The sequence below is a fragment of the Paraburkholderia madseniana genome (assembly GCF_009690905.1).
GTDB classification, from domain to species: Bacteria; Pseudomonadota; Gammaproteobacteria; order Burkholderiales; family Burkholderiaceae; genus Paraburkholderia; species Paraburkholderia madseniana.
This window is the reverse complement of sequence record NZ_VOSW01000001.1, coordinates 249,432-268,077: the sequence shown is the minus strand read 5'-3', so window position 1 is coordinate 268,077 and position 18,646 is coordinate 249,432. Positions and strand designations below refer to the sequence as shown.

Annotated in this window: 16 protein-coding genes; 10 read left to right on the top strand and 6 right to left on the bottom strand. The window is 60.1% G+C overall.

What is annotated here, in order from left to right:
* The first annotated feature begins 70 nt into the window (after positions 1-70).
* The 3 genes from FSO04_RS01150 to FSO04_RS01140 are packed head-to-tail and all read left to right on the top strand — an operon-like array spanning position 71 to position 3,588.
* A complete protein-coding gene (locus FSO04_RS01150) occupies positions 71-706 on the top strand; it encodes a response regulator transcription factor (RefSeq protein WP_154557962.1) in 636 nt (211 codons plus the stop codon).
* A 12-nt stretch (positions 707-718) separates the two neighbouring features.
* Positions 719-2,422 carry a sensor histidine kinase gene (locus FSO04_RS47340; RefSeq protein WP_233464697.1) on the top strand — a complete coding sequence of 568 codons (1,704 nt, stop codon included), beginning with the start codon at positions 719-721 and terminating at the stop codon, positions 2,420-2,422.
* Positions 2,419-3,588 (top strand): hypothetical protein, encoded by a 1,170-nt coding sequence (locus FSO04_RS01140; RefSeq protein ID WP_154557961.1) that lies wholly within the window; start codon positions 2,419-2,421, stop codon positions 3,586-3,588. The genes FSO04_RS47340 and FSO04_RS01140 overlap by 4 nt, the downstream gene beginning before the upstream one ends.
* A gap of 103 nt (positions 3,589-3,691) precedes the next feature.
* On the opposite strand, the gene acnA is transcribed toward FSO04_RS01140, so the two are convergent.
* From acnA to FSO04_RS01110, 6 genes are all read right to left on the bottom strand, one after another.
* The gene (gene acnA, locus FSO04_RS01135) at positions 3,692-6,409 is read right to left on the bottom strand and encodes an aconitate hydratase AcnA (RefSeq protein WP_154557960.1); all 2,718 of its coding nucleotides are present in this window, start codon (positions 6,407-6,409) and stop codon (positions 3,692-3,694) included.
* Between the two features lie 40 nt (positions 6,410-6,449).
* Entirely contained in the window at positions 6,450-7,901 is a 1,452-nt protein-coding gene (locus tag FSO04_RS01130) for a bifunctional 2-methylcitrate dehydratase/aconitate hydratase (protein ID WP_154557959.1), read from the bottom strand.
* A 25-nt stretch (positions 7,902-7,926) separates the two neighbouring features.
* Positions 7,927-8,424, bottom strand: coding sequence for a hypothetical protein (locus tag FSO04_RS01125; RefSeq protein ID WP_154557958.1), 498 nt, complete (start codon positions 8,422-8,424; stop codon positions 7,927-7,929).
* Positions 8,425-8,529: 105 nt separating this feature from the next.
* Positions 8,530-9,717, bottom strand: a complete 1,188-nt coding sequence (gene prpC, locus FSO04_RS01120; RefSeq protein WP_154557957.1) for a bifunctional 2-methylcitrate synthase/citrate synthase — start codon at positions 9,715-9,717, stop codon at positions 8,530-8,532.
* A gap of 163 nt (positions 9,718-9,880) precedes the next feature.
* Positions 9,881-10,894 (bottom strand): HpcH/HpaI aldolase/citrate lyase family protein, encoded by a 1,014-nt coding sequence (locus FSO04_RS01115; RefSeq protein WP_154557956.1) that lies wholly within the window; start codon positions 10,892-10,894, stop codon positions 9,881-9,883.
* A gap of 228 nt (positions 10,895-11,122) precedes the next feature.
* Positions 11,123-12,106 (bottom strand): malate dehydrogenase, encoded by a 984-nt coding sequence (locus FSO04_RS01110; protein ID WP_154557955.1) that lies wholly within the window; start codon positions 12,104-12,106, stop codon positions 11,123-11,125.
* Positions 12,107-12,611: 505 nt separating this feature from the next.
* Here FSO04_RS01110 and FSO04_RS01105 point away from each other — a divergent pair.
* The 7 genes from FSO04_RS01105 to gltA all read left to right on the top strand — a co-directional run bounded on the left by FSO04_RS01105 (position 12,612) and on the right by gltA (position 18,619).
* Positions 12,612-13,412: a GntR family transcriptional regulator gene (locus FSO04_RS01105; RefSeq protein WP_154557954.1), complete on the top strand. Its 801-nt coding sequence runs from the start codon at positions 12,612-12,614 to the stop codon at positions 13,410-13,412.
* Between the two features lie 157 nt (positions 13,413-13,569).
* Positions 13,570-13,986, top strand: a complete 417-nt coding sequence (gene sdhC / locus FSO04_RS01100) for a succinate dehydrogenase, cytochrome b556 subunit (RefSeq protein ID WP_054034790.1) — start codon at positions 13,570-13,572, stop codon at positions 13,984-13,986.
* A 4-nt stretch (positions 13,987-13,990) separates the two neighbouring features.
* Positions 13,991-14,359 carry a succinate dehydrogenase, hydrophobic membrane anchor protein gene (sdhD, locus tag FSO04_RS01095; protein ID WP_063498406.1) on the top strand — a complete coding sequence of 123 codons (369 nt, stop codon included), beginning with the start codon at positions 13,991-13,993 and terminating at the stop codon, positions 14,357-14,359.
* A 4-nt stretch (positions 14,360-14,363) separates the two neighbouring features.
* A complete protein-coding gene (sdhA, locus tag FSO04_RS01090; RefSeq protein ID WP_093634934.1) occupies positions 14,364-16,139 on the top strand; it encodes a succinate dehydrogenase flavoprotein subunit in 1,776 nt (591 codons plus the stop codon).
* 24 nt (positions 16,140-16,163) lie between these two features.
* Positions 16,164-16,868, top strand: coding sequence for a succinate dehydrogenase iron-sulfur subunit (locus FSO04_RS01085; protein WP_054034792.1), 705 nt, complete (start codon positions 16,164-16,166; stop codon positions 16,866-16,868).
* An 84-nt stretch (positions 16,869-16,952) separates the two neighbouring features.
* Positions 16,953-17,225 (top strand): FAD assembly factor SdhE, encoded by a 273-nt coding sequence (locus FSO04_RS01080; protein WP_097397112.1) that lies wholly within the window; start codon positions 16,953-16,955, stop codon positions 17,223-17,225.
* A 92-nt stretch (positions 17,226-17,317) separates the two neighbouring features.
* A complete protein-coding gene (gene gltA / locus FSO04_RS01075) occupies positions 17,318-18,619 on the top strand; it encodes a citrate synthase (RefSeq protein ID WP_028196113.1) in 1,302 nt (433 codons plus the stop codon).
* The last annotated feature ends 27 nt before the right edge of the window (positions 18,620-18,646 follow it).

The window sequence follows — 18,646 nt, the reverse complement described above, 5'->3', positions numbered from 1 at the left end:
ATGCAGATTTCGAGATTACGGGTGGTAAGAATTGACGTGGCAAGGGGTGTTTTAATGAGGAATCCAATATATGTCTACTATTCTAGTTATCGATGATCACCCGGCATTTCGACTGGTCATCAAGATGCAGCTTATGCAACTGCTTGGCGTCGAAGAGGTGATCGAAGCCGATAACGGGCAAACGGCCGTCGAATTGGCCCGTCAGCACACGCCGAAACTCGCGATACTTGATCTCGATATTCCACGTATCAGCGGGCTTGATGTAATCCCTCGGCTCAAGCTTGCACATCCGTCGATGCGCATGCTGGTGTTGTCAGGTCAGGATCCCGTTATATTTGCGCCGCGAGCAATGCGCTCCGGCGTGCAAGGTTTCGTTGCCAAGTCGCAGGAAATGAAGGAGATTATGCGCGGCGTAGAGGCGGTGTTGGCGGGGTATACCGTGTTTCCTGTAATCCCCGGCGGCCGTGGGTTGTCGTCCAATACCGGTGATGCAAAAGAGGAAGACAGACTCACCCTGTTATCGGATAAGGAGCTCGTGATTCTGCAGATGCTTTCAAAGGGTATGTCGAACAAGACGATTGGAGACACGCTGTTTATGAGCGACAAGACCGTGAGCACGTACAAGAGTCGCATTCAGGAAAAGCTTGGGCTGTCGTCGTTGGCCGCGCTAATCGAGTTCGCGACGTTGCACAGACTGATCGACTGAGTTTTGCGGGCTATGAATAAAATGGGCCGGCTTGGTTCTTCAGCGGACACGCGTAGTCGTGCGTCGCGTATCTCACAGAATGCGGGACTCACGTCGATCCGCTTTGCGGCGGTGTTGGGCGGTCTTTGTGCGTTTGCGCTGCTGTGTATGTTCTCGCTACGGGCCAACGCGACATTGGTAGCCGACGGCGCACCACGGGGACTACTCGCCAGCAATTCGCGTCCGGCTGTAGTGTTGGCTGCGCGAGATGCAGTGGCACAACTCGGGCAACCGGCCAACCGCACTCATTCGCGCAGCGAGACTGCAGCCAGCGCGCCTTTTGCGCTTGCTTCGACCGATAGTCGCTATGTCACGGGCCAACCGGCAACGGGCGCACGTGATACCGAGATCGATCGGCAAACGTGGCTATTGGCGCTCGCGGCCCCCGCGGTCGTAGCGCTTGCCGGTGCGTGCTTGTTTCGCGCGGCGCTGAGGCGCGCTGCTGAGAAATGGCGTCGCGCTGAAGATGAATGGGCGCGCCGGTGCGATGCAGCCGAAGCGCGGGAACAGGCTGCACGTGTCGAGGCGTCCATCCAGGCAAGTGCCGCCGCAAAGCAGGAGCGGCTCTGGCTGCTCGGCGCGATGCGCCTCTATGCAGAAGCTCCTTTGACCGCCGTAACGGGTCTGCTTGAATCGCTCGGAACCGCAGCCATGCCTTCCGCTCAACGCGCGCAAGCGTTGGTGATCCGATCCGCGATGCGCACGTGGGCCCAAACGCTTCACGATCTGCTGGATATTTCGCCTCTGGAGTCCCGCGCCATTGTTCTCGACGAAAGCGTGACGAATCCGCGAGAAGTCATCGACGGTGTCATCGCGCTGTTGGCTCCGGCCGCTGCGCAGCGAGGCTTGCATCCGAGCGTGAGCGTTGACCAAACGGTGGCGACGCTGATACTTGCCGATAGCGCGCGGCTCGGTCAGATTTTCTTCCACCTGCTAAACCGTACGATCCAACTCAATACGCTGGGAGAAATTGCCGTCGTTGTGCAGGCGGACCTGTTGAATGCGGGCTCGCAGCGTATTTCTATCAAATTGATGGATACCGGAAGTGATGCTGTTCACGTTGCACAACAGCCACTTTTCGGGCCGAGCGGTGATCTAGCGTTCGCCGGAGAATGGTGCGCCAACCTCGATGCTTGCTTGTCGCTTTGCCAAATACTCGCGCAGCGTATGCAAGGCGAACTTTCAGTCGCGAGCGACTCAAAGTCCTCCACTCGTGTGAGCTTCAGTGCGCCGTTCAGCGTCGAGCAATGGGGGCCCTCCGCGGAATTGACGAGCAACGCTCAGGCATCCCTGTTCGCCATTGCCGCCCAGTCGCGGGACGTTGCCACGAGCACCTCATCTGAACCCTTCGAACGTCGCTATCTCGACGCGTTGTCGGAAGAGGGTATCAACCTCCACACATTTCTGAATGCCTGGCGTCGTTCGATGACGGACGATCTGGAGCGCCTGAGCGGCTTGCATCGCCAGCATGACATCGATGAGCTACGCACCTTGCTGCACAGATTGAGTGGGGCCGTGGGCCTCGTCGGTGCAGGCAGTCTGATGGACGCGCTACGGAGCGCTAGTGCGGCACCGGAGCACGAGACCGGTGCAATCGACTTGCTCATCGAACGCGGCAGGACCTTGGTCACGCAACTCGACACGGCGATCGACCCATACCGGAGCACCATACGATGAACCGACCTCTGGCCTTGATCGAAGGCGCGCTGGCGATTCCGAAACCGCGCCCATTCGACGGCTTGCCGCCGCCTTTCGGCTCGCGACGACGTACCGCGCGAGCCGCGGCACAAGACGCAACGCAACGCGCCCCCCAACCCATCGCTCAAACCGAAGCACAACAGGCGATGCAGGACGCAGTGCAACGCCGGCCGCAACAGGCACGACCCGGTCCGTTTCCTCCGGGCGCGAAGCTTTTGTTCTATAAAGTGCCGCAGCAACGGGTGGATTCCCACCGTTTTGACGTGGCGATGGCTGAAGCAAAGCGCTACCTTGAGGCAGGCAGGGCGCGTCCGCGCTCGTCCCGTTCGGACCACATACTCGGTGGGGCGATCTTCGTAGGTTGCGGCATTGCGCTGGCCTGGTTGCTGGCGACATGCGCGATGCGAGACGCCAACAGGGCGAGCGAACTGGCCTCGAGACCGCCCGTTGTGCCGGCGGTCATCAGTCCGCCCGTTGTCGATTCGCAAGAACCGATTAAGCTGGCTCAGTTGGGAGTTGAAGAGACGCAGACGATTTCGGGGAGTGTGCCTTCGGTAGCCAGCGCGGTGTCAAAGGCAGTTGCGCCAAGCCCCGTTGCAGCGCCGCCGTCCGCAAGCTCAGCAACGCGCTATGCGGCGGCAGATGTCGTGCCAGCACCTTCCATCGCAAGCTATGCTGGGTCAACGGGGGCGCCGGCCAGCGCCGCGATGCGCGACGACACTGCTCCGGTGACGACACCTCGAAGCAAGCGCGCGCAGTTGTCGCAGCACACTGTGCAGCAGCCGACCGCGCGAGCGTCCACTCGCGAAGCCACGATGACCCGCCTAGCAAAGACGGAACGCAAAGTCGCGGTCGCACGTATGACCGAAGGGCATGTCAACGAGCGGCTCGCGCTGAGCCGTGCCGTTCGCCCAGCCGCGGGGCCTGCCGTGTCGAAACAGCCAGAATGGACCACGCGTCCGTCGGCCGAAAACGACACAGTCGACCGCGCAGCGTTGCTCAACTGGGCCAAGCAGTCACGCGCGCATGTCACCACGCGCGCCACCGTACCGGTCTCGGGTGGCGTCGACTGGAACACCCACATGACCCAGCGCCGTATCACCGACGATCCCGCCGCCTTCCACACGGACCGTAGCGGCAAATAAAAAAAGCCCGGCCAAAGCCGGGCTCTCAAATCGGCTGCGTCCTTCCACAAGGACGCAGCACCTGCAAAACAGCTTGCAGTTATTGCATGCGTTACCTGATACCTTAAGCAGCCAGCAGCGAACGCAACACGAACGGCAGAATCCCGCCGTGCTTGTAGTAGTCCACTTCGATCGGCGTATCGATACGCAGCAGCACGGCGACGCGCTTCTCCTTGCCGTCCTTACCGCGAATCACCAGCGTCACTTCTTGCTGCGGCTTGAAGTCAGCGCCCAGGCCTTCGATGTCGTACGTTTCTTCGCCGGTAATACCGAGCGATTGCACGCTATCCGAGCCCTTGAACTGCAGCGGCAGAACGCCCATGCCGACCAGATTCGAACGGTGAATCCGCTCGAAGCTGCGAGCAACCACAGCCTTCACGCCCAGCAGTTGCGTACCCTTCGCAGCCCAGTCACGCGACGAGCCCGTACCGTACTCTTCACCCGCAAACACAACCGTCGGCGTGCCCGCGTCGATGTACTTCATCGCTGCGTCATAGATCGACTCTTGCTCACCGCTCGGCTGGTGAATCGTCAGGCCGCCTTCAACGCGCGTGCCGTCTGCCTTCACCGGGATCATCAGGTTCTTGATCCGGACGTTCGCGAACGTGCCGCGCATCATCACGTCGTGGTTGCCGCGGCGCGAGCCGTAGCTGTTGAAGTCGGCCTTCTGCACGCCGTTTGCCTTCAGCCACTTGCCTGCCGGCGAGTCTTCCTTGATCGAGCCTGCCGGGCTGATGTGGTCGGTCGTGACCGAGTCACCGAAGATGCCCAGTGCGCGTGCGCCCTTGACCGGAGCGATGCTGTCGGCCGGTGTCATCGAGAAGTCCTTGCCGAAGAACGGCGGCTCAGCGATGTACGTCGACTTCGGCCAGTCGTAGACTTGACCTTCTTCGCCTTCGATCTTGCTCCACAGGTCGCCCTTCTTGGTCAGCGACGCGTAGTTCTTGCGGAACGCATCTGCGTCCAGCGCGAACTTGAGCAGCTCGTTGACTTCTTCGCTGGTCGGCCAAATGTCGCCCAGATAGATGTCCTTGCCGCCCTTGCCCTTGCCGACCGGTTCGGTCATCAGGTCGCGCGTGATGTTGCCGGCGATCGCGTAAGCCACAACCAGCGGCGGCGAGGCCAGGAAGTTCGCGCGGATGTTCGGGTGAATACGCGCTTCGAAGTTACGGTTGCCCGACAGCACCGCAGCCGCGACGATGTCGTTCTTCGTGATCGCTTCGTTCAGTTCCGGCGTCAGGTCGCCCGCGTTACCGATACAGGTCGTGCAACCGTAAGCGGCCAGCGTGAAACCGAGCTTGTCGAGGTACTTCATCAAGTCGGTCTTCGTCAGGTATTCCGTGACGATGCGCGATCCGGGCGCCAGCGACGTCTTGATGTGCGGCGCGACCGTCAGGCCAGCTTCGACAGCCTTCTTCGCCAGCAGACCAGCAGCCAGCAGCACGCTCGGGTTCGACGTGTTCGTGCACGACGTGATCGCGGCGATCAGGATGTCGCCGTTCTTCACGTCGACGCCGTTGCTCGTCGTGTATTGCGCGTCGAGGTCTTCCGACTTCTTCGCAAAGCCGTTTTCTGCCACCGGCTTCGAGAACAGGTCGCTGAAGGTCGACTTCACGTGACCGATTTCGATACGGTCTTGCGGGCGCTTCGGACCTGCCAGCGACGGCGTCACCGTGCCGAGATCCAGCGTGACGACCTTGGTGTAGTCGATCTGGCCAGCCTTCGGAATACCGAACAGACCCTGCGCCTTGAAGTAGTTTTCGAAGGCGGAGATTTCTGCGTCGGTGCGGCCCGTGCCCTTGAAGTAGTCGATGGTTTTTTCGTCGACCGGGAAGAAGCCCATGGTTGCGCCGTATTCCGGCGCCATGTTGCCGATCGTCGCGCGATCCGGCAGCGACAGCGATTTCGTGCCTTCGCCGAAGAACTCGACGAACTTGCCGACAACCTTTTCCTTGCGCAGCAGTTCGGTCACGGTCAGGACCAGGTCGGTCGCCGTCAGACCTTCGCGCAGCTTGCCCTTCAGTTCGACGCCTACCACGTCCGGCGTCAGGAAGTACACCGGCTGGCCGAGCATGCCGGCTTCAGCTTCGATACCGCCCACGCCCCAGCCCACCACGCCGATACCGTTGATCATGGTGGTGTGGCTGTCGGTGCCGACCAGCGAATCCGGGTAGTACACGGTGTCCGCGCCTTCGGCCTTCTTGTGCACGCCGCGTGCGAGGTATTCCAGGTTCACCTGGTGAACGATACCGACGCCCGGCGGCACGACCTTGAACGTGTCGAATGCCTGCATGCCCCACTTCATGAACTGGTAGCGCTCGTTGTTGCGCTGGAATTCCAGTTTCATGTTCAGATCGAGCGCGTTCTTTTCGCGGAAGTGATCGATCTGCACCGAGTGATCGACCACCAGATCAACCGGGACCAGCGGTTCGATCGACTTCGGATCCTTGCCCATGTGTTTCGCGACACCGCGCATTGCAGCGATGTCGGCGAGCAGCGGCACGCCGGTAAAGTCTTGCAGCACGACGCGCGACACGACGAACGGGATTTCGTCGACGCGCGCAGCGGTCGGCTTCCAGTTCGCGAGTTGCTCGATGTGTTCTTCGGCGATCTTCTTGCCGTCGTAGTTACGCAGCACCGATTCCAGCACGATACGGATCGAAACCGGCAGGCGGTCGATCTTGATGTTCAGTGCCTTGCCGAGTTGCGGCAGGGAGTAGAACTTGCCTTTGCCGGAACCGCTGTCGAATTCCTTGAGCGTTTTGTGGAGGTTGTGGGCCATGGTGTTTTCCTTGGTTTGATCGCGGAACTACAGTACTTAACTAGATGACGTACAAATCGACGTATTCATTGACCGGCATGGCTTCGAGCCTTGCCTGATCCAGCGACACATCGAGAATCGCCAGTTGTTGCTTGACCGGAAAGCGGCGCGCGAGGTTGGTCTTGAACTTCTCGACCAGCAACGGAATCCCGTCTTCGCGACGACGCTTGTGACCGATCGGGTATTCGACTACAACTTCGTCGAACGTCGACCCGTCGTTGAATTCGACCGTCAGTGCATTGGCGATCGAACGCTTCTCCGGATCGTGGTAATCCTTCGTGAACTGCGCGTCTTCGACACACTCCATCTTGGCGCGCAGCACATCGATACGCGCGTCCTGCGCGATCGAATCTTCATAATCCGCGGCCGTCAGGCGGCCATGGATCAACGGCACGGCGATCATGTATTGAATGCAGTGATCGCGGTCGGCCGGATTATTCAGGGGACCTTTCTTATCGATGATGCGGATCGCGGCTTCGTGGGTGCGGATCGTGATCTTCTTGATGTCTTCCACGCGCTTGCCTGCTGCATTGAGTTGCGCATGAAGCGTCATCGCCGCTTCCACCGCCGTCTGCGCGTGGAATTCAGCCGGGAATGAGATCTTGAACAGCACGTTTTCCATCACGTACGAGCCGTACGGGCGCTGGAACTTGAACGCATTGCCCTTGAACAGGACATCGTAAAAGCCCCACGTCTTCGCGGTCAGCACCGACGGATAGCCCATCTCGCCGGTTTTCGCGATCAGCGCGAGACGCACGGCGCGCGAAGTCGCATCGCCCGCGGCCCACGACTTGCGCGAGCCGGTATTCGGCGCGTGACGGTAGGTGCGCAGCGCATGTCCATCGACAAACGCCAGCGATACGGCGTTGATCAACTCATCGCGCGTCAAACCGATCATCTGGCCGACCACAGCGGTCGACGCCAGCTTTACCAGCAACACATGATCGAGCCCGACCTTGTTGAACGAGTTTTCGAGCGCGATACAGCCTTGAATTTCGTGCGCCTTGATCATGCCGATCAACACGTCTTTCATCGTCAGCGGCTTCTTGCCCGCTGCGATGGCACTGCGCGAAAGCCAGTCGGCCGTCGCCAGAATTCCGCCGAGGTTATCCGACGGATGGCCCCATTCGGCGGCCAGCCATGTGTCGTTGAAGTCCAGCCAGCGGATCATTGCGCCGATGTTGAAGGCGGCCTGAACCGGGTCTAGCTGGAACGATGTGCCCGGCACCTTCGCGCCGTTGGGGACGATCGTGCCCGGCACGATCGGTCCCATCAGCTTGGTGCAGGCCGGGTAGGTGAGCGCCTCGAGTCCGCAACCGAGCGTATCGATCAGGCAGTTACGCGCGGTGTCCAGCGCGAGCGTGCTGTCGATCGGGAAATCCAGTACGTAATCGACGATATCGACCAGGACTGGGTCCGGGTCGGGTCGCACGTTGGAAATCGGAGCGGACATCGGGGAGCTTTCCTGATGTAACGGATTAGTTGGTCTTGTTGATCGCGTTCGATTGCGTCGGGGCCGGTGCGCCTTGCACCATGGCTGCCGTCTTGCACTCGTCGGCCAGACGCGAGCTGTCCTTATCCGAGAACAACATCGCCTTCGTCGGGATCACGACCAGGTCCATACCCGTTGCTGCGTCGTGGAAGCGGTCTGCGCCCGTGGTGGTCGCTTCGCGCGGGAGATTGTAGTTTTTGTTCGCCCAGTGAACCGTGACGATCTGGTCACGCTTCATGTCGCCCTTCAGGTCGAATGCCAGACCTTCGTTGCACGACCACTTTTCCGCGCCTTCCGGTACCGGATCAACCTTCGCTTCCTTGGCCGGATTGGCCTTGCGCTTGATCAGGCGTTTCGGTTGCGGCTTCTTCGGCACAGCCTTGGCAGCCGGCGTGGTGGTGGTTTGTGCAGCGGCGTCCGTCGCAACGGTCAGCATCGTCGTGGACAAAGCGCCGATTACGGCGGCAATCAACAGCTTATTCATGGAGGAGAACCTTTCTATCTAATTTCAGTTGAACAGTACGCGGGCTACCGGTCCTGGCGACCGCGAGGGTTGAACTGCACGCGCTATGAAAGCGCACAGCGACCGCTATTTTCTCCTATTTAGCGGCACGTACTTCAAATTCTCGGGACCGGTGTAATTTGCGCTCGGACGGATGATCTTGTTGTCGATCCGCTGCTCGATAATGTGCGCGCTCCAGCCTGCCGTGCGGGAGATCACGAACAGCGGGGTGAACATCGCCGTCGGCACGCCCATCATGTGATACGAAACGGCGCTGAACCAGTCGAGATTTGGAAACATCTTTTTCACTTCTGCCATCACTGTTTCAAGTCGCTCGGCGATATTGAACAGCTTCAGGTTGCCCGCTTCCTTCGACAGCTTCTTCGCGATTTCCTTGATGACCTTGTTGCGCGGGTCGGAGATCGTGTACACCGGGTGACCGAAACCGATCACCACTTCCTTGTTTTCGACACGACGGCGGATATCGGCTTCGGCCTCATCAGGCGTCTGATAGCGCGACTGGATCTCGAACGCGGCTTCGTTCGCGCCACCGTGTTTCGGGCCGCGCAATGCACCGATTGCACCGGTAATCGCCGAGTAGATATCCGAACCCGTGCCTGCGATCACGCGGCCGGTGAACGTCGACGCGTTGAATTCATGCTCGGCGTACAGGTTCAGCGACACATGCATCGCGTCGACCCATGCCTTCGACGGTTCCACACCGTGCAGCAGGTGCAGGAAGTGGCCACCGATCGAATCGTCATCGGTTTCGACTTCGATGCGCTTGCCGTTGTGCGAGTAGTGGTACCAGTACAGCAGCATCGAACCGAGCGATGCCATCAGCTTGTCGGCGATGTCGCGTGCGCCCGGCAGGTTGTGGTCGTCCTTCTCGGGCAGCACCGTGCCGAGCACCGACACGCCGGTGCGCATCACATCCATCGGGTGAGCAGCGGCCGGAATCCATTCCAGCGCGGCTTTGACGTTCGCGGGCAATCCGCGCAGCGCCTTGAGCTTCGTCTTGTAGGCGGTCAGCTCGGACTGCGTCGGCAGCTTTTCGTGGACCAGCAGATATGCGATCTCTTCGAATTCGCATGCACCGGCGATGTCGAGAATGTCGTAGCCGCGGTAATGCAGATCGTTGCCGGTCTTGCCGACCGTGCAGAGTGCAGTGTTGCCAGCCGTCACGCCAGACAGGGCGACGGATTTCTTCGGTTTGAAGCCGCTTTTAGGTTCGTTCTCGCCTTGTGCACCGGCGGTTTGCGTCGTCTCGCTCATCTCCCGCAATCTCCTTTGTGCCTGCTCATTGTTTCCGCTTGAACCACGCATTCGACGTCTGTTTCCTGCTGCGCGAGACGTTGCTCTGATTCGCTTGTACGGCGCCATGCGAGGGCGCCTCCCAGCGCTGCCACGCCGGCTGGTGCATTGGCCATCGTGCTCATCATGCGGCTTGCCCGTTAGCGCCCACTATCGTGAAGAGCGGCGCAGCGTCTTGCGGGACGGCGCGGCCGGTGGATTGCGCGCGACGTAGCACTGACCAGTAGTAGCGATAGCTCGCCCGGTCGTGCAGCGTGTCGTGATAGCGCGTCGGTCCCCATTGCGCCGACTGTGCAGCCAGCAGAATTTCGGTAGCAGTGACGATTTCTTCGTCGCGCGGAGCAAATGCAGCGACGATCGCTTCGATCTGCGCCGGATGGATGCTCCACATGCGCGTGTAGCCGAACTCGTTGCGGGCGCGGGCGGCGTCGTTTGCAACCACGCTCATGTCGCGCACTTCGGTGCTGACGTTATGCGACGGCACCTTGCCATAGGCATGGCAGGCGGCCGAAATCTCGAGCTTTGCCCGTCGCACCAGCGGATGATCGAACTGACCGGGCGAGCGCATGGCGGTATCGGGAATCGCGCCGTCGTGCGCGGAAACGAAGTCCATCAGGCCGAAGCTCAACGCCTCGACGCCGGGGAGCGAAGCCAGATCGAACACGCGCGTCAACGCGCCATGCGTTTCGACCAGCAGTTGCACCGGCACCGGCTGCGCAATGCCAAGCTCAAGCCGCGTCGCCTCGATGAACGCGACCATTTCGGCGGCATCGGGGACGTTGCGGATCTTCGGGAGGGTGATGTAGGCGGGCGCTCGCTTTGCGGCCCGCAGAATGAGACGGACGTCGTCACGCCAGTGCGCGTGATCGAAGTCGTGGATCCGCACACCGACGCGGTCAAAGTGGTCATGCTCGCTGCCCAGCAGCGATGCGACCAGCTCCGCGTGTTCGGCCTCCCGGCCGACCTGCGCGCCGTCTTCACAATCGAGCGTGATGTCGAACACCGGGCCGAGCTGCTGCTGCAATGCCAGTGATTTCAGCATCAGCTTCTCGCTGCCGGCGTAGTGATCGCAGGCAGGCAGCACAGCGGGCGGCACTTCGCCGTCAAACAGCACTTCGGCGGGTGTGAGGGCGCGCATCTTCGGCGTCAGGATTCTGGGTGGTCGGGTGGGTAAATCGGATTCGGACGCGCTCTGCTCGGCGATCAGCCCGCCATGACGCAAAGCGCGTTCGAATCAGAGGCGAATACTGGCACGACAAATTGCGAAGTGAACCGCAATTTCGTGGGACGTACCTGCATTCGCACGTAAAAAACCGGAACCCGCTGCGATGAAGCCACGGAGTTCCGGTTCGTCTGCATCTAGCGCTTAGCCGAGCAGGTGTTGAACGCCTTCGCGCTCTTCGAGCAGCTCGTTCAGCGTGCCGTCCATCTTTTCGCGCGAGAACGCGTCGATTGCCAGACCTTCAACGCGCTTGTACTCGCCGTTTTCGCACGTAACCGGCACACCGTAGATGATGTCTTCCGGAATACCATACGAACCGTCCGACGGGATACCCATGGTGACCCACTTGCCGTTCGTGCCGAGCACCCAGTCACGCACGTGGTCGATTGCAGCGTTAGCTGCCGACGCTGCCGACGACAGGCCGCGCGCTTCGATGATTGCTGCACCGCGCTTGCCGACGGTCGGGATGAACGTGTTGCGGTTCCATTCTTCGTCGTTGATCAGCTTGGTCAGGTCTTGACCTTCTGCCGTTGCAACGCGGAAGTCCGGGTACATGGTCGGCGAGTGGTTGCCCCACACAGCCAGTTTTTCGATCGAAGCGACCGGCTTGCCCGACTTGGCGGCCAGTTGCGACAGCGCGCGGTTGTGGTCCAGGCGCAGCATGGCGGTGAAGTTCTTCTTCGGCAGATCCGGCGCCGACTTCATCGCGATGTAAGCGTTGGTATTGGCCGGGTTGCCGACCACCAGCACCTTCACGTCGCGGCTCGCGACTTCGTTCAGCGCCTTGCCCTGAACCGTGAAGATTTCGGCGTTTGCCGACAGCAGGTCTTTACGCTCCATGCCTTTCGAACGCGGACGTGCGCCAACCAGCAGGGCAACGTCTGCATCCTTGAATGCAACCTTCGGGTCGTCAGTGATCACGACACCCGACAGCAGCGGGAATGCGCAATCATCCAGTTCCATCACGACGCCTTTGACGGCGCCTTGCGCTTGCGGCAGGTCGAGCAGTTGCAGGACAACCGGCTGGTCCTTACCGAGCAGATCGCCATTGGCGATGCGGAACAGTAGGGAGTAAGCGATTTGACCTGCGGCGCCGGTGACGGCAACGCGCTTTGCGGGCTTAGCCATTGAGAAATCTCCAGGACGATGCGTTAGACGCTAGGGAAAACGCCATTCTATATGCGCGTTCAGCGAAGCGTTGTGAAACACGGCGGAATTCACTGTTCGCGTACGGCCTCGGAATGTGCCGAGGCTGTGCGGCGCGCTACGGCAAGACCGCCATGCCGGAAACCTGTACTGCCGGGCGGGGAGCGGGGCATCTTGGCGCCGGGTAGCCGCTGCACGATGCGGGCTCCTGCAAACAGCGCGTTTCGGCAAGCGTCTGACCAACGAATGGCGGCGAATCGAAACCTGGACTGCGTGGGAACAGCATGGCGCAGAGTGGCTGCCGGTGCGCTGCGGCGCTGTATTGCACAGTGCAAAACAGCCGCCGAAAAACCCGCAAACCCTTGCTCGACAAGGAGTGTAGGAGCCGTCAGACACAAAGTCAACATTATCTTATGTCTTATATAAGACATATCTGTTGCGGGGAAAGCCCTAGACGCGGCCCGGCCCTTTATGATGAAATGCGCGGATGACTTCGAACCAGGCGAACACCGCGAATCCGAACGGCCAAGGGGCCACGGGCGAGGGTGTATCCGCTGCCACGCCCGCTACGTCGCCCACTTTCAGCCCCTTGTATCAGCAGATCAAGGGCTTGATTACGCAGAGCCTCGAAACCGGCGAATGGAAACCTGGCGAGATCATTCCTAGTGAAGTCGAATTGGCGGCCAGATTCAAGGTCAGTCAGGGAACAGTGCGCAAAGCGATTGACGAGCTTGCCGCCGATAACCTGCTGGTGCGCCGCCAGGGCAAGGGTACTTTTGTTGCAACGCACAATGAAGACCGCGCCCAGTTTCGCTTCCTCAGATTACTGGCCGATGACGGCGCGGAGCATCCGCACGTCAGCCGCCTGCTTGAATGCCGGCGTTTGCGCGCTTCGGCGGACATCGCCCGGCAACTCGATCTGAAACCCGCCGATCCGGTGGTGTTGATCAAGCGCTTGCTGCAGTTCGACGGTGAAGTCACCGTACTCGACGAAATCTGGTTGCCCGGCGCGGTGTTTCGCGGGCTCACGCTCGAGCGGTTGTCGGAGTATAAAGGTCCCCTCTACGCAATGTTCGAGACGGAATTCGGCACACGCATGATCCGCGCAACGGAGAAGATCCGCGCGGTCGCAGCCGAGCCTTCAGTCGCTGACCTGCTGCATGTGCCGGCGGGTTTTCCGCTGCTGTCGGTCGAACGCGTCTCCTATACATATGGAGACCGGCCGGTTGAGGTGCGCCGTGGTTGGTATGTCACAACCGGGTATTACTATCAGAACGATCTGAGCTGAATCGGGATGAAAAAGGGCGCCGCGTCCCACGCGCGCGCCTGTTTGAAGGCGCCTTTATCGCGCACGCTGTAACGGACCTGTGGTGGTTTTCGCTGCAGCGCGATATAAAAAGGCGCTAAAATTGCGGATTAGTGTGACTACATAGTAGGGGTCTAGCATGGCTGAAGCCGTAAAAAAACCGAGGCCGGAATTCCGGAACATCGGTATCGGGCAGATTTTGACGGCATACCGTCTCCCGCTAGCGGGGCGTGTGTCGATCTTGCATCGCTTAAGCGGTGGGCTGCTTTTTGTTTTTCTTCCGTTCCTGCTGTACCTCTTCGATCAGAGCCTGACTTCCGAACTCAGCTTCGAAGTCTTCAAGGGCTTCCTCTCCAACATCATCGTCAAGCTCATCACGCTCGTTCTCGCGTGGGCCTTCCTGTTCCACTTCTGCGCCGGTGTCCGTCACCTGTTCATGGACACGAGCCACGGTCTCACGACTAAAGAGAAGGGCAAGCAAACCTCCATCGTGGTGCTGGTCGTTTCGTCGCTTCTGACGATTGCTTTCGCGCTCAAACTCTTCGGAGCATTCTAAAAAAATGGCAGCTAATAACCGAATCGGTCCGAAGCGTCTCGTCGTCGGCGCACATTACGGCCTGCGCGACTGGCTCGCCCAGCGCATTACCGCCTGCATCATGGCGGTCTACACGGTGATCCTGCTCGCGTGGTTCTTCGGCGCGCGCGATTTCTCGTATGACGGTTGGGCCTCGATCTTTGCAACGCAATGGATGAAGCTCGCCACGTTTGTCACGCTGCTGTCGCTGTTCTATCACGCGTGGGTTGGTATCCGCGACATCTGGATGGACTATGTGAAGCCCGTTGGCATGCGCCTGTTTCTTCAAGCGCTGACGATCGTCTGGCTGCTCGCATGTGCGGGCTACGCTGCGCAGATTCTCTGGAGAGTGTAAAAGAATGGCTGCAATCAAGAATTCTCTGCCGCGTCGCAAGTTTGACGTGGTTATCGTCGGCGCGGGCGGCTCGGGGATGCGCGCTTCGCTGCAACTCGCGCGCGCCGGTCTGTCGGTTTGCGTGCTGTCCAAGGTGTTCCCGACGCGTTCGCACACGGTCGCTGCCCAAGGCGGCATCGGCGCCTCGCTCGGCAACATGAGCGAAGACAATTGGCACTATCACTTCTACGACACGATCAAGGGTTCCGACTGGCTCGGCGACCAGGACGCGATCGAGTTCATGTGCCGTGAAGCACCGAACGCCGTGTACGAGCTCGAACACTTCGGCATGCCGTTTGACCGCAACGCTGACGGCACGATTTACCAACGCCCGTTCGGCGGCCACACCGCCAACTACGGCGAAAAGCCGGTGCAACGCGCTTGCGCGGCCGCTGACCGTACGGGTCACGCGCTGCTGCACACGCTGTACCAGCAAAACGTGGCTGCCAAGACGCAGTTCTTCGTCGAATGGATGGCGCTGGATCTGATCCGCGACGCCGACGGCGACGTGCTTGGCGTGACCGCGCTGGAAATGGAAACCGGCGACGTTTATATCCTCGAAGGCAAGACCACGCTGTTCGCTACGGGCGGCGCGGGCCGGATCTTCGCAGCATCCACGAACGCGTTCATCAACACCGGTGACGGCCTGGGCATGGCTGCGCGTTCGGGTATCGCACTGCAAGACATGGAGTTCTGGCAATTCCACCCCACCGGCGTGGCCGGCGCGGGCGTGCTGATTACCGAAGGCGTGCGTGGCGAAGGCGGCATTCTGCGTAACTCGAACGGCGAGCGTTTCATGGAACGCTACGCGCCGACGCTGAAGGACCTGGCGCCGCGCGACTTCGTTTCGCGTTCGATGGACCAGGAAATCAAGGAAGGCCGCGGCGTGGGTCCGAACAAGGACCACGTGCTGCTCGACCTGTCGCACATCGGCGCTGAGACGATCATGAAGCGTCTGCCGTCGATCCGCGAAATCGCCATGAAGTTCGCGAACGTCGACTGTATTAAAGAGCCGATTCCGGTTGTGCCGACCATCCACTATCAAATGGGTGGTATCCCGACGAACATCAACGGCCAGGTCGTTGGCACGTCGCGGGATCACAAGGAAGTCGTCAACGGTTTCTACGCAGTGGGCGAATGCTCGTGCGTGTCGGTGCACGGCGCAAACCGTCTCGGTACGAACTCGCTGCTCGACCTGGTGGTGTTCGGCCGCGCGGCCGGCAATCACATCGTCAAGCACGTGAAGGACATCAAGGAGCACAAGCCGCTGCCGGCCGACGCAGGCGATTTCTCGCTGGCGCGTCTGAACAAGCTGGACAAATCCACGTCGGGCGAATACTCGCAGACCGTTGCGGCCGACATCCGTTCCACGATGCAGGCGCACGCCGGCGTGTTCCGCACGTCGAAGCTGCTGGCCGAAGGTGTCGAGCGGATTCGCGAAGTGGCTGACCGTGTCGACAACATCTACCTGAAAGACAAGTCGAAGGTGTTCAACACGGCACGTATCGAAGCACTGGAAGTGGAGAACCTGATCGAAGTGGCCCGCGCCACGATGGTTTCCGCCGAAGCGCGCAAGGAAAGCCGCGGCGCGCACGCGCAAGACGACTTCGAACATCGCGACGACGAAAACTGGCTGCGCCATACGCTGTGGTTCAGCGAAGGCGATCGCCTCGACTACAAGCCGGTTCAGATGCAACCGCTGACGGTCGAATCGGTACCGCCGAAAGCGCGTACCTTCTAAGGCACAAGTCAAAGGAATTCAGAAATGGCCAAGCGTACATTTGAAATTTACCGCTACGATCCGGACAAGGACGCAGCGCCGCGCATGCAAACGTACGAGATCGAAATCGACTCGCACGAACGCATGCTGCTCGATGCACTGCTCAAGCTGAAAGCGATGGACGAAACCTTGTCGTTCCGCCGTTCGTGCCGCGAAGGCGTGTGCGGTTCGGACGCGATGAACATCAACGGCAAGAATGGTCTGGCCTGCTTGCAGAACATGAACGACCTGCCGCAGAAGATCGTGCTGCGTCCGCTGCCGGGCCTGCCCGTCGTGCGCGACCTGATCTGCGACTTCACGCAGTTCTTCAACCAGTATCACTCGATCAAGCCGTACCTGATCAACGATACGCCGCCGCCGGAAAAGGAACGTCTGCAGTCGCCGGAAGAACGCGACGAGCTCGACGGCCTGTACGAATGTATTCTGTGCGCTAGCTGCTCCACGTCGTGCCCGAGCTTCTGGTGGAATCCGGACAAGTTCGTCGGCCCGGCTGGTCTGTTGCAAGCCTATCGTTTCATCGCGGATAGCCGCGACGAAGCGACGGGTGAACGCCTCGACAACCTGGAAGATCCGTACCGTCTGTTCCGTTGCCATACGATCATGAATTGCGTCGACGTCTGCCCGAAGGGCCTGAACCCGACCAAGGCGATTGGCAAGATCAAGGAATTGATGGTTCGCCGCGCAGTTTGATATGAACAGCCCCCACGCTCCCTATCGTTCGCTGCCCCCCGAGGGGGCGGTCAGTACGCTTGGGGCGGCCCGGCGCGTACTGACATGAACGAAACATCGCATCAGTCCGACCCTCTCCGCCGCGCGCGCCTTCGCTGGCGCGCGCGGCGGGGCCTGCTGGAAAACGATCTGATCTTTGAACGTTTTTTCAGCCGATATGAGCATGACCTCAGCGATGCCGATGTAGGCGCTCTCACGCGCCTGCTCGAGCTGAGCGATAACGACCTGATGGACTTGCTGCTCGTTCGCAAGGAACCGGAAGGCGAACTTGCCGACCCGGATGTGATCCGGGTGCTGGAGCTGTTGCGGAATGCTTGAGCGCCGCTAACGTCTTGAGCGCCGCTTGTCCGTTGTTCCAAGGCGTGCAAATTATCGAAACCCTGTTTCCATACTTCGATTGAGGATGTGCTATGACCCCGTCAGATGTTAAAGCCACGCTATCGTTCAGCGACAATTCGCCGAGCGTTGAAATGCCGATTTACAAGGGCACTCTCGGCCCGGACGTGATCGACATCCGCAAACTGTACGGCCAGACCGGCAAGTTCACGTACGACCCGGGCTTTATGTCGACGGCGGCGTGTAATTCGGCGATCACGTACATCGACGGTGACAAGGGCGAGCTGCTGTATCGCGGCTACCCGATCGACAACCTCGCGCAAAACGCCGACTTCCTCGAAACCTGCTATCTGCTGCTGAAGGGCGAACTGCCGAACGCGCAGCAGAAAGACGAGTTCGTGAACACCGTCACGAAGCACACGATGGTGCATGAGCAAATGCACTTCTTCTTCCGTGGCTTCCGTCGCGACGCGCACCCGATGGCGATTCTGGTCGCTGCAGTCGGCGCGCTGTCGGCGTTCTATCACGACTCGCTCGACATCAACAATCCGCGTCACCGTGAAGTGTCGGCCATTCGCATGATCGCGAAGCTGCCTACGCTCGTCGCGATGGCGTACAAGTACAGCATCGGCCAGCCGTTTGCGTACCCGAAGAACGACCTGTCGTACAGCGCGAACTTCATGCACATGATGTTCTCGAACCCGTGCGAAGAGTACAAGGTCAACGACGTGCTGGTGCGCGCGCTGGACCGTATCCTGATCCTGCACGCAGACCACGAACAGAACGCGTCGACGTCGACGGTTCGTCTGGCGGGTTCGTCGGGCGCTAACCCGTTCGCGTGTATCGCGGCCGGTATCGCTTGCCTGTGGGGCCCGGCACACGGTGGTGCGAACGAAGCCGCACTGAACATGCTGGAAGAAATCGGCTCGGTCGACAATATTCCTGAGTTCATCAAGCAGGTGAAGGACAAGAACTCGGGCGTGAAGCTGATGGGCTTCGGTCACCGCGTCTACAAGAACTACGATCCGCGTGCGAAGCTGATGCGCGAAACCTGCCACGAAGTGCTGGAAGAGCTGGGCCTGCACGACGACCCGCTGTTCAAGCTGGCCATGGCGCTGGAAAAGATCGCTCTGGAAGACGAATACTTCGTGTCGCGCAAGCTGTACCCGAACGTCGACTTCTACTCGGGCATCGTGCAGCGCGCGCTGGGCATCCCGACCTCGATGTTCACGTGTATCTTCGCGATGGCACGTACGGTCGGCTGGATTGCGCAGTGGAACGAAATGATCGCTGATCCGGAACAGAAGATTGGCCGTCCGCGTCAGTTGTTCATCGGCGACACGCAACGTGAAGCGAAGCCGATTGCGCAACGCTGATCGGGTTTGAATCTGCGTGGTTCGTAG

What these genes read in the sequence shown, in the direction of transcription:
- FSO04_RS01150 (WP_154557962.1), top strand. Translation starts at nt 71, where the DNA reads ATGTCTACTATTCTAGTTATCGATGATCACCCGGCATTTCGACTGGTC.
- FSO04_RS47340 (WP_233464697.1), top strand. Translation starts at nt 719, where the DNA reads ATGAATAAAATGGGCCGGCTTGGTTCTTCAGCGGACACGCGTAGTCGT.
- FSO04_RS01140 (WP_154557961.1), top strand. Translation starts at nt 2,419, where the DNA reads ATGAACCGACCTCTGGCCTTGATCGAAGGCGCGCTGGCGATTCCGAAA.
- acnA (WP_154557960.1), bottom strand. Translation starts at nt 6,409, where the DNA reads ATGGCCCACAACCTCCACAAAACGCTCAAGGAATTCGACAGCGGTTCC.
- FSO04_RS01130 (WP_154557959.1), bottom strand. Translation starts at nt 7,901, where the DNA reads ATGTCCGCTCCGATTTCCAACGTGCGACCCGACCCGGACCCAGTCCTG.
- FSO04_RS01125 (WP_154557958.1), bottom strand. Translation starts at nt 8,424, where the DNA reads ATGAATAAGCTGTTGATTGCCGCCGTAATCGGCGCTTTGTCCACGACG.
- prpC (WP_154557957.1), bottom strand. Translation starts at nt 9,717, where the DNA reads ATGAGCGAGACGACGCAAACCGCCGGTGCACAAGGCGAGAACGAACCT.
- FSO04_RS01115 (WP_154557956.1), bottom strand. Translation starts at nt 10,894, where the DNA reads ATGCGCGCCCTCACACCCGCCGAAGTGCTGTTTGACGGCGAAGTGCCG.
- FSO04_RS01110 (WP_154557955.1), bottom strand. Translation starts at nt 12,106, where the DNA reads ATGGCTAAGCCCGCAAAGCGCGTTGCCGTCACCGGCGCCGCAGGTCAA.
- FSO04_RS01105 (WP_154557954.1), top strand. Translation starts at nt 12,612, where the DNA reads ATGACTTCGAACCAGGCGAACACCGCGAATCCGAACGGCCAAGGGGCC.
- sdhC (WP_054034790.1), top strand. Translation starts at nt 13,570, where the DNA reads ATGGCTGAAGCCGTAAAAAAACCGAGGCCGGAATTCCGGAACATCGGT.
- sdhD (WP_063498406.1), top strand. Translation starts at nt 13,991, where the DNA reads ATGGCAGCTAATAACCGAATCGGTCCGAAGCGTCTCGTCGTCGGCGCA.
- sdhA (WP_093634934.1), top strand. Translation starts at nt 14,364, where the DNA reads ATGGCTGCAATCAAGAATTCTCTGCCGCGTCGCAAGTTTGACGTGGTT.
- FSO04_RS01085 (WP_054034792.1), top strand. Translation starts at nt 16,164, where the DNA reads ATGGCCAAGCGTACATTTGAAATTTACCGCTACGATCCGGACAAGGAC.
- FSO04_RS01080 (WP_097397112.1), top strand. Translation starts at nt 16,953, where the DNA reads ATGAACGAAACATCGCATCAGTCCGACCCTCTCCGCCGCGCGCGCCTT.
- gltA (WP_028196113.1), top strand. Translation starts at nt 17,318, where the DNA reads ATGACCCCGTCAGATGTTAAAGCCACGCTATCGTTCAGCGACAATTCG.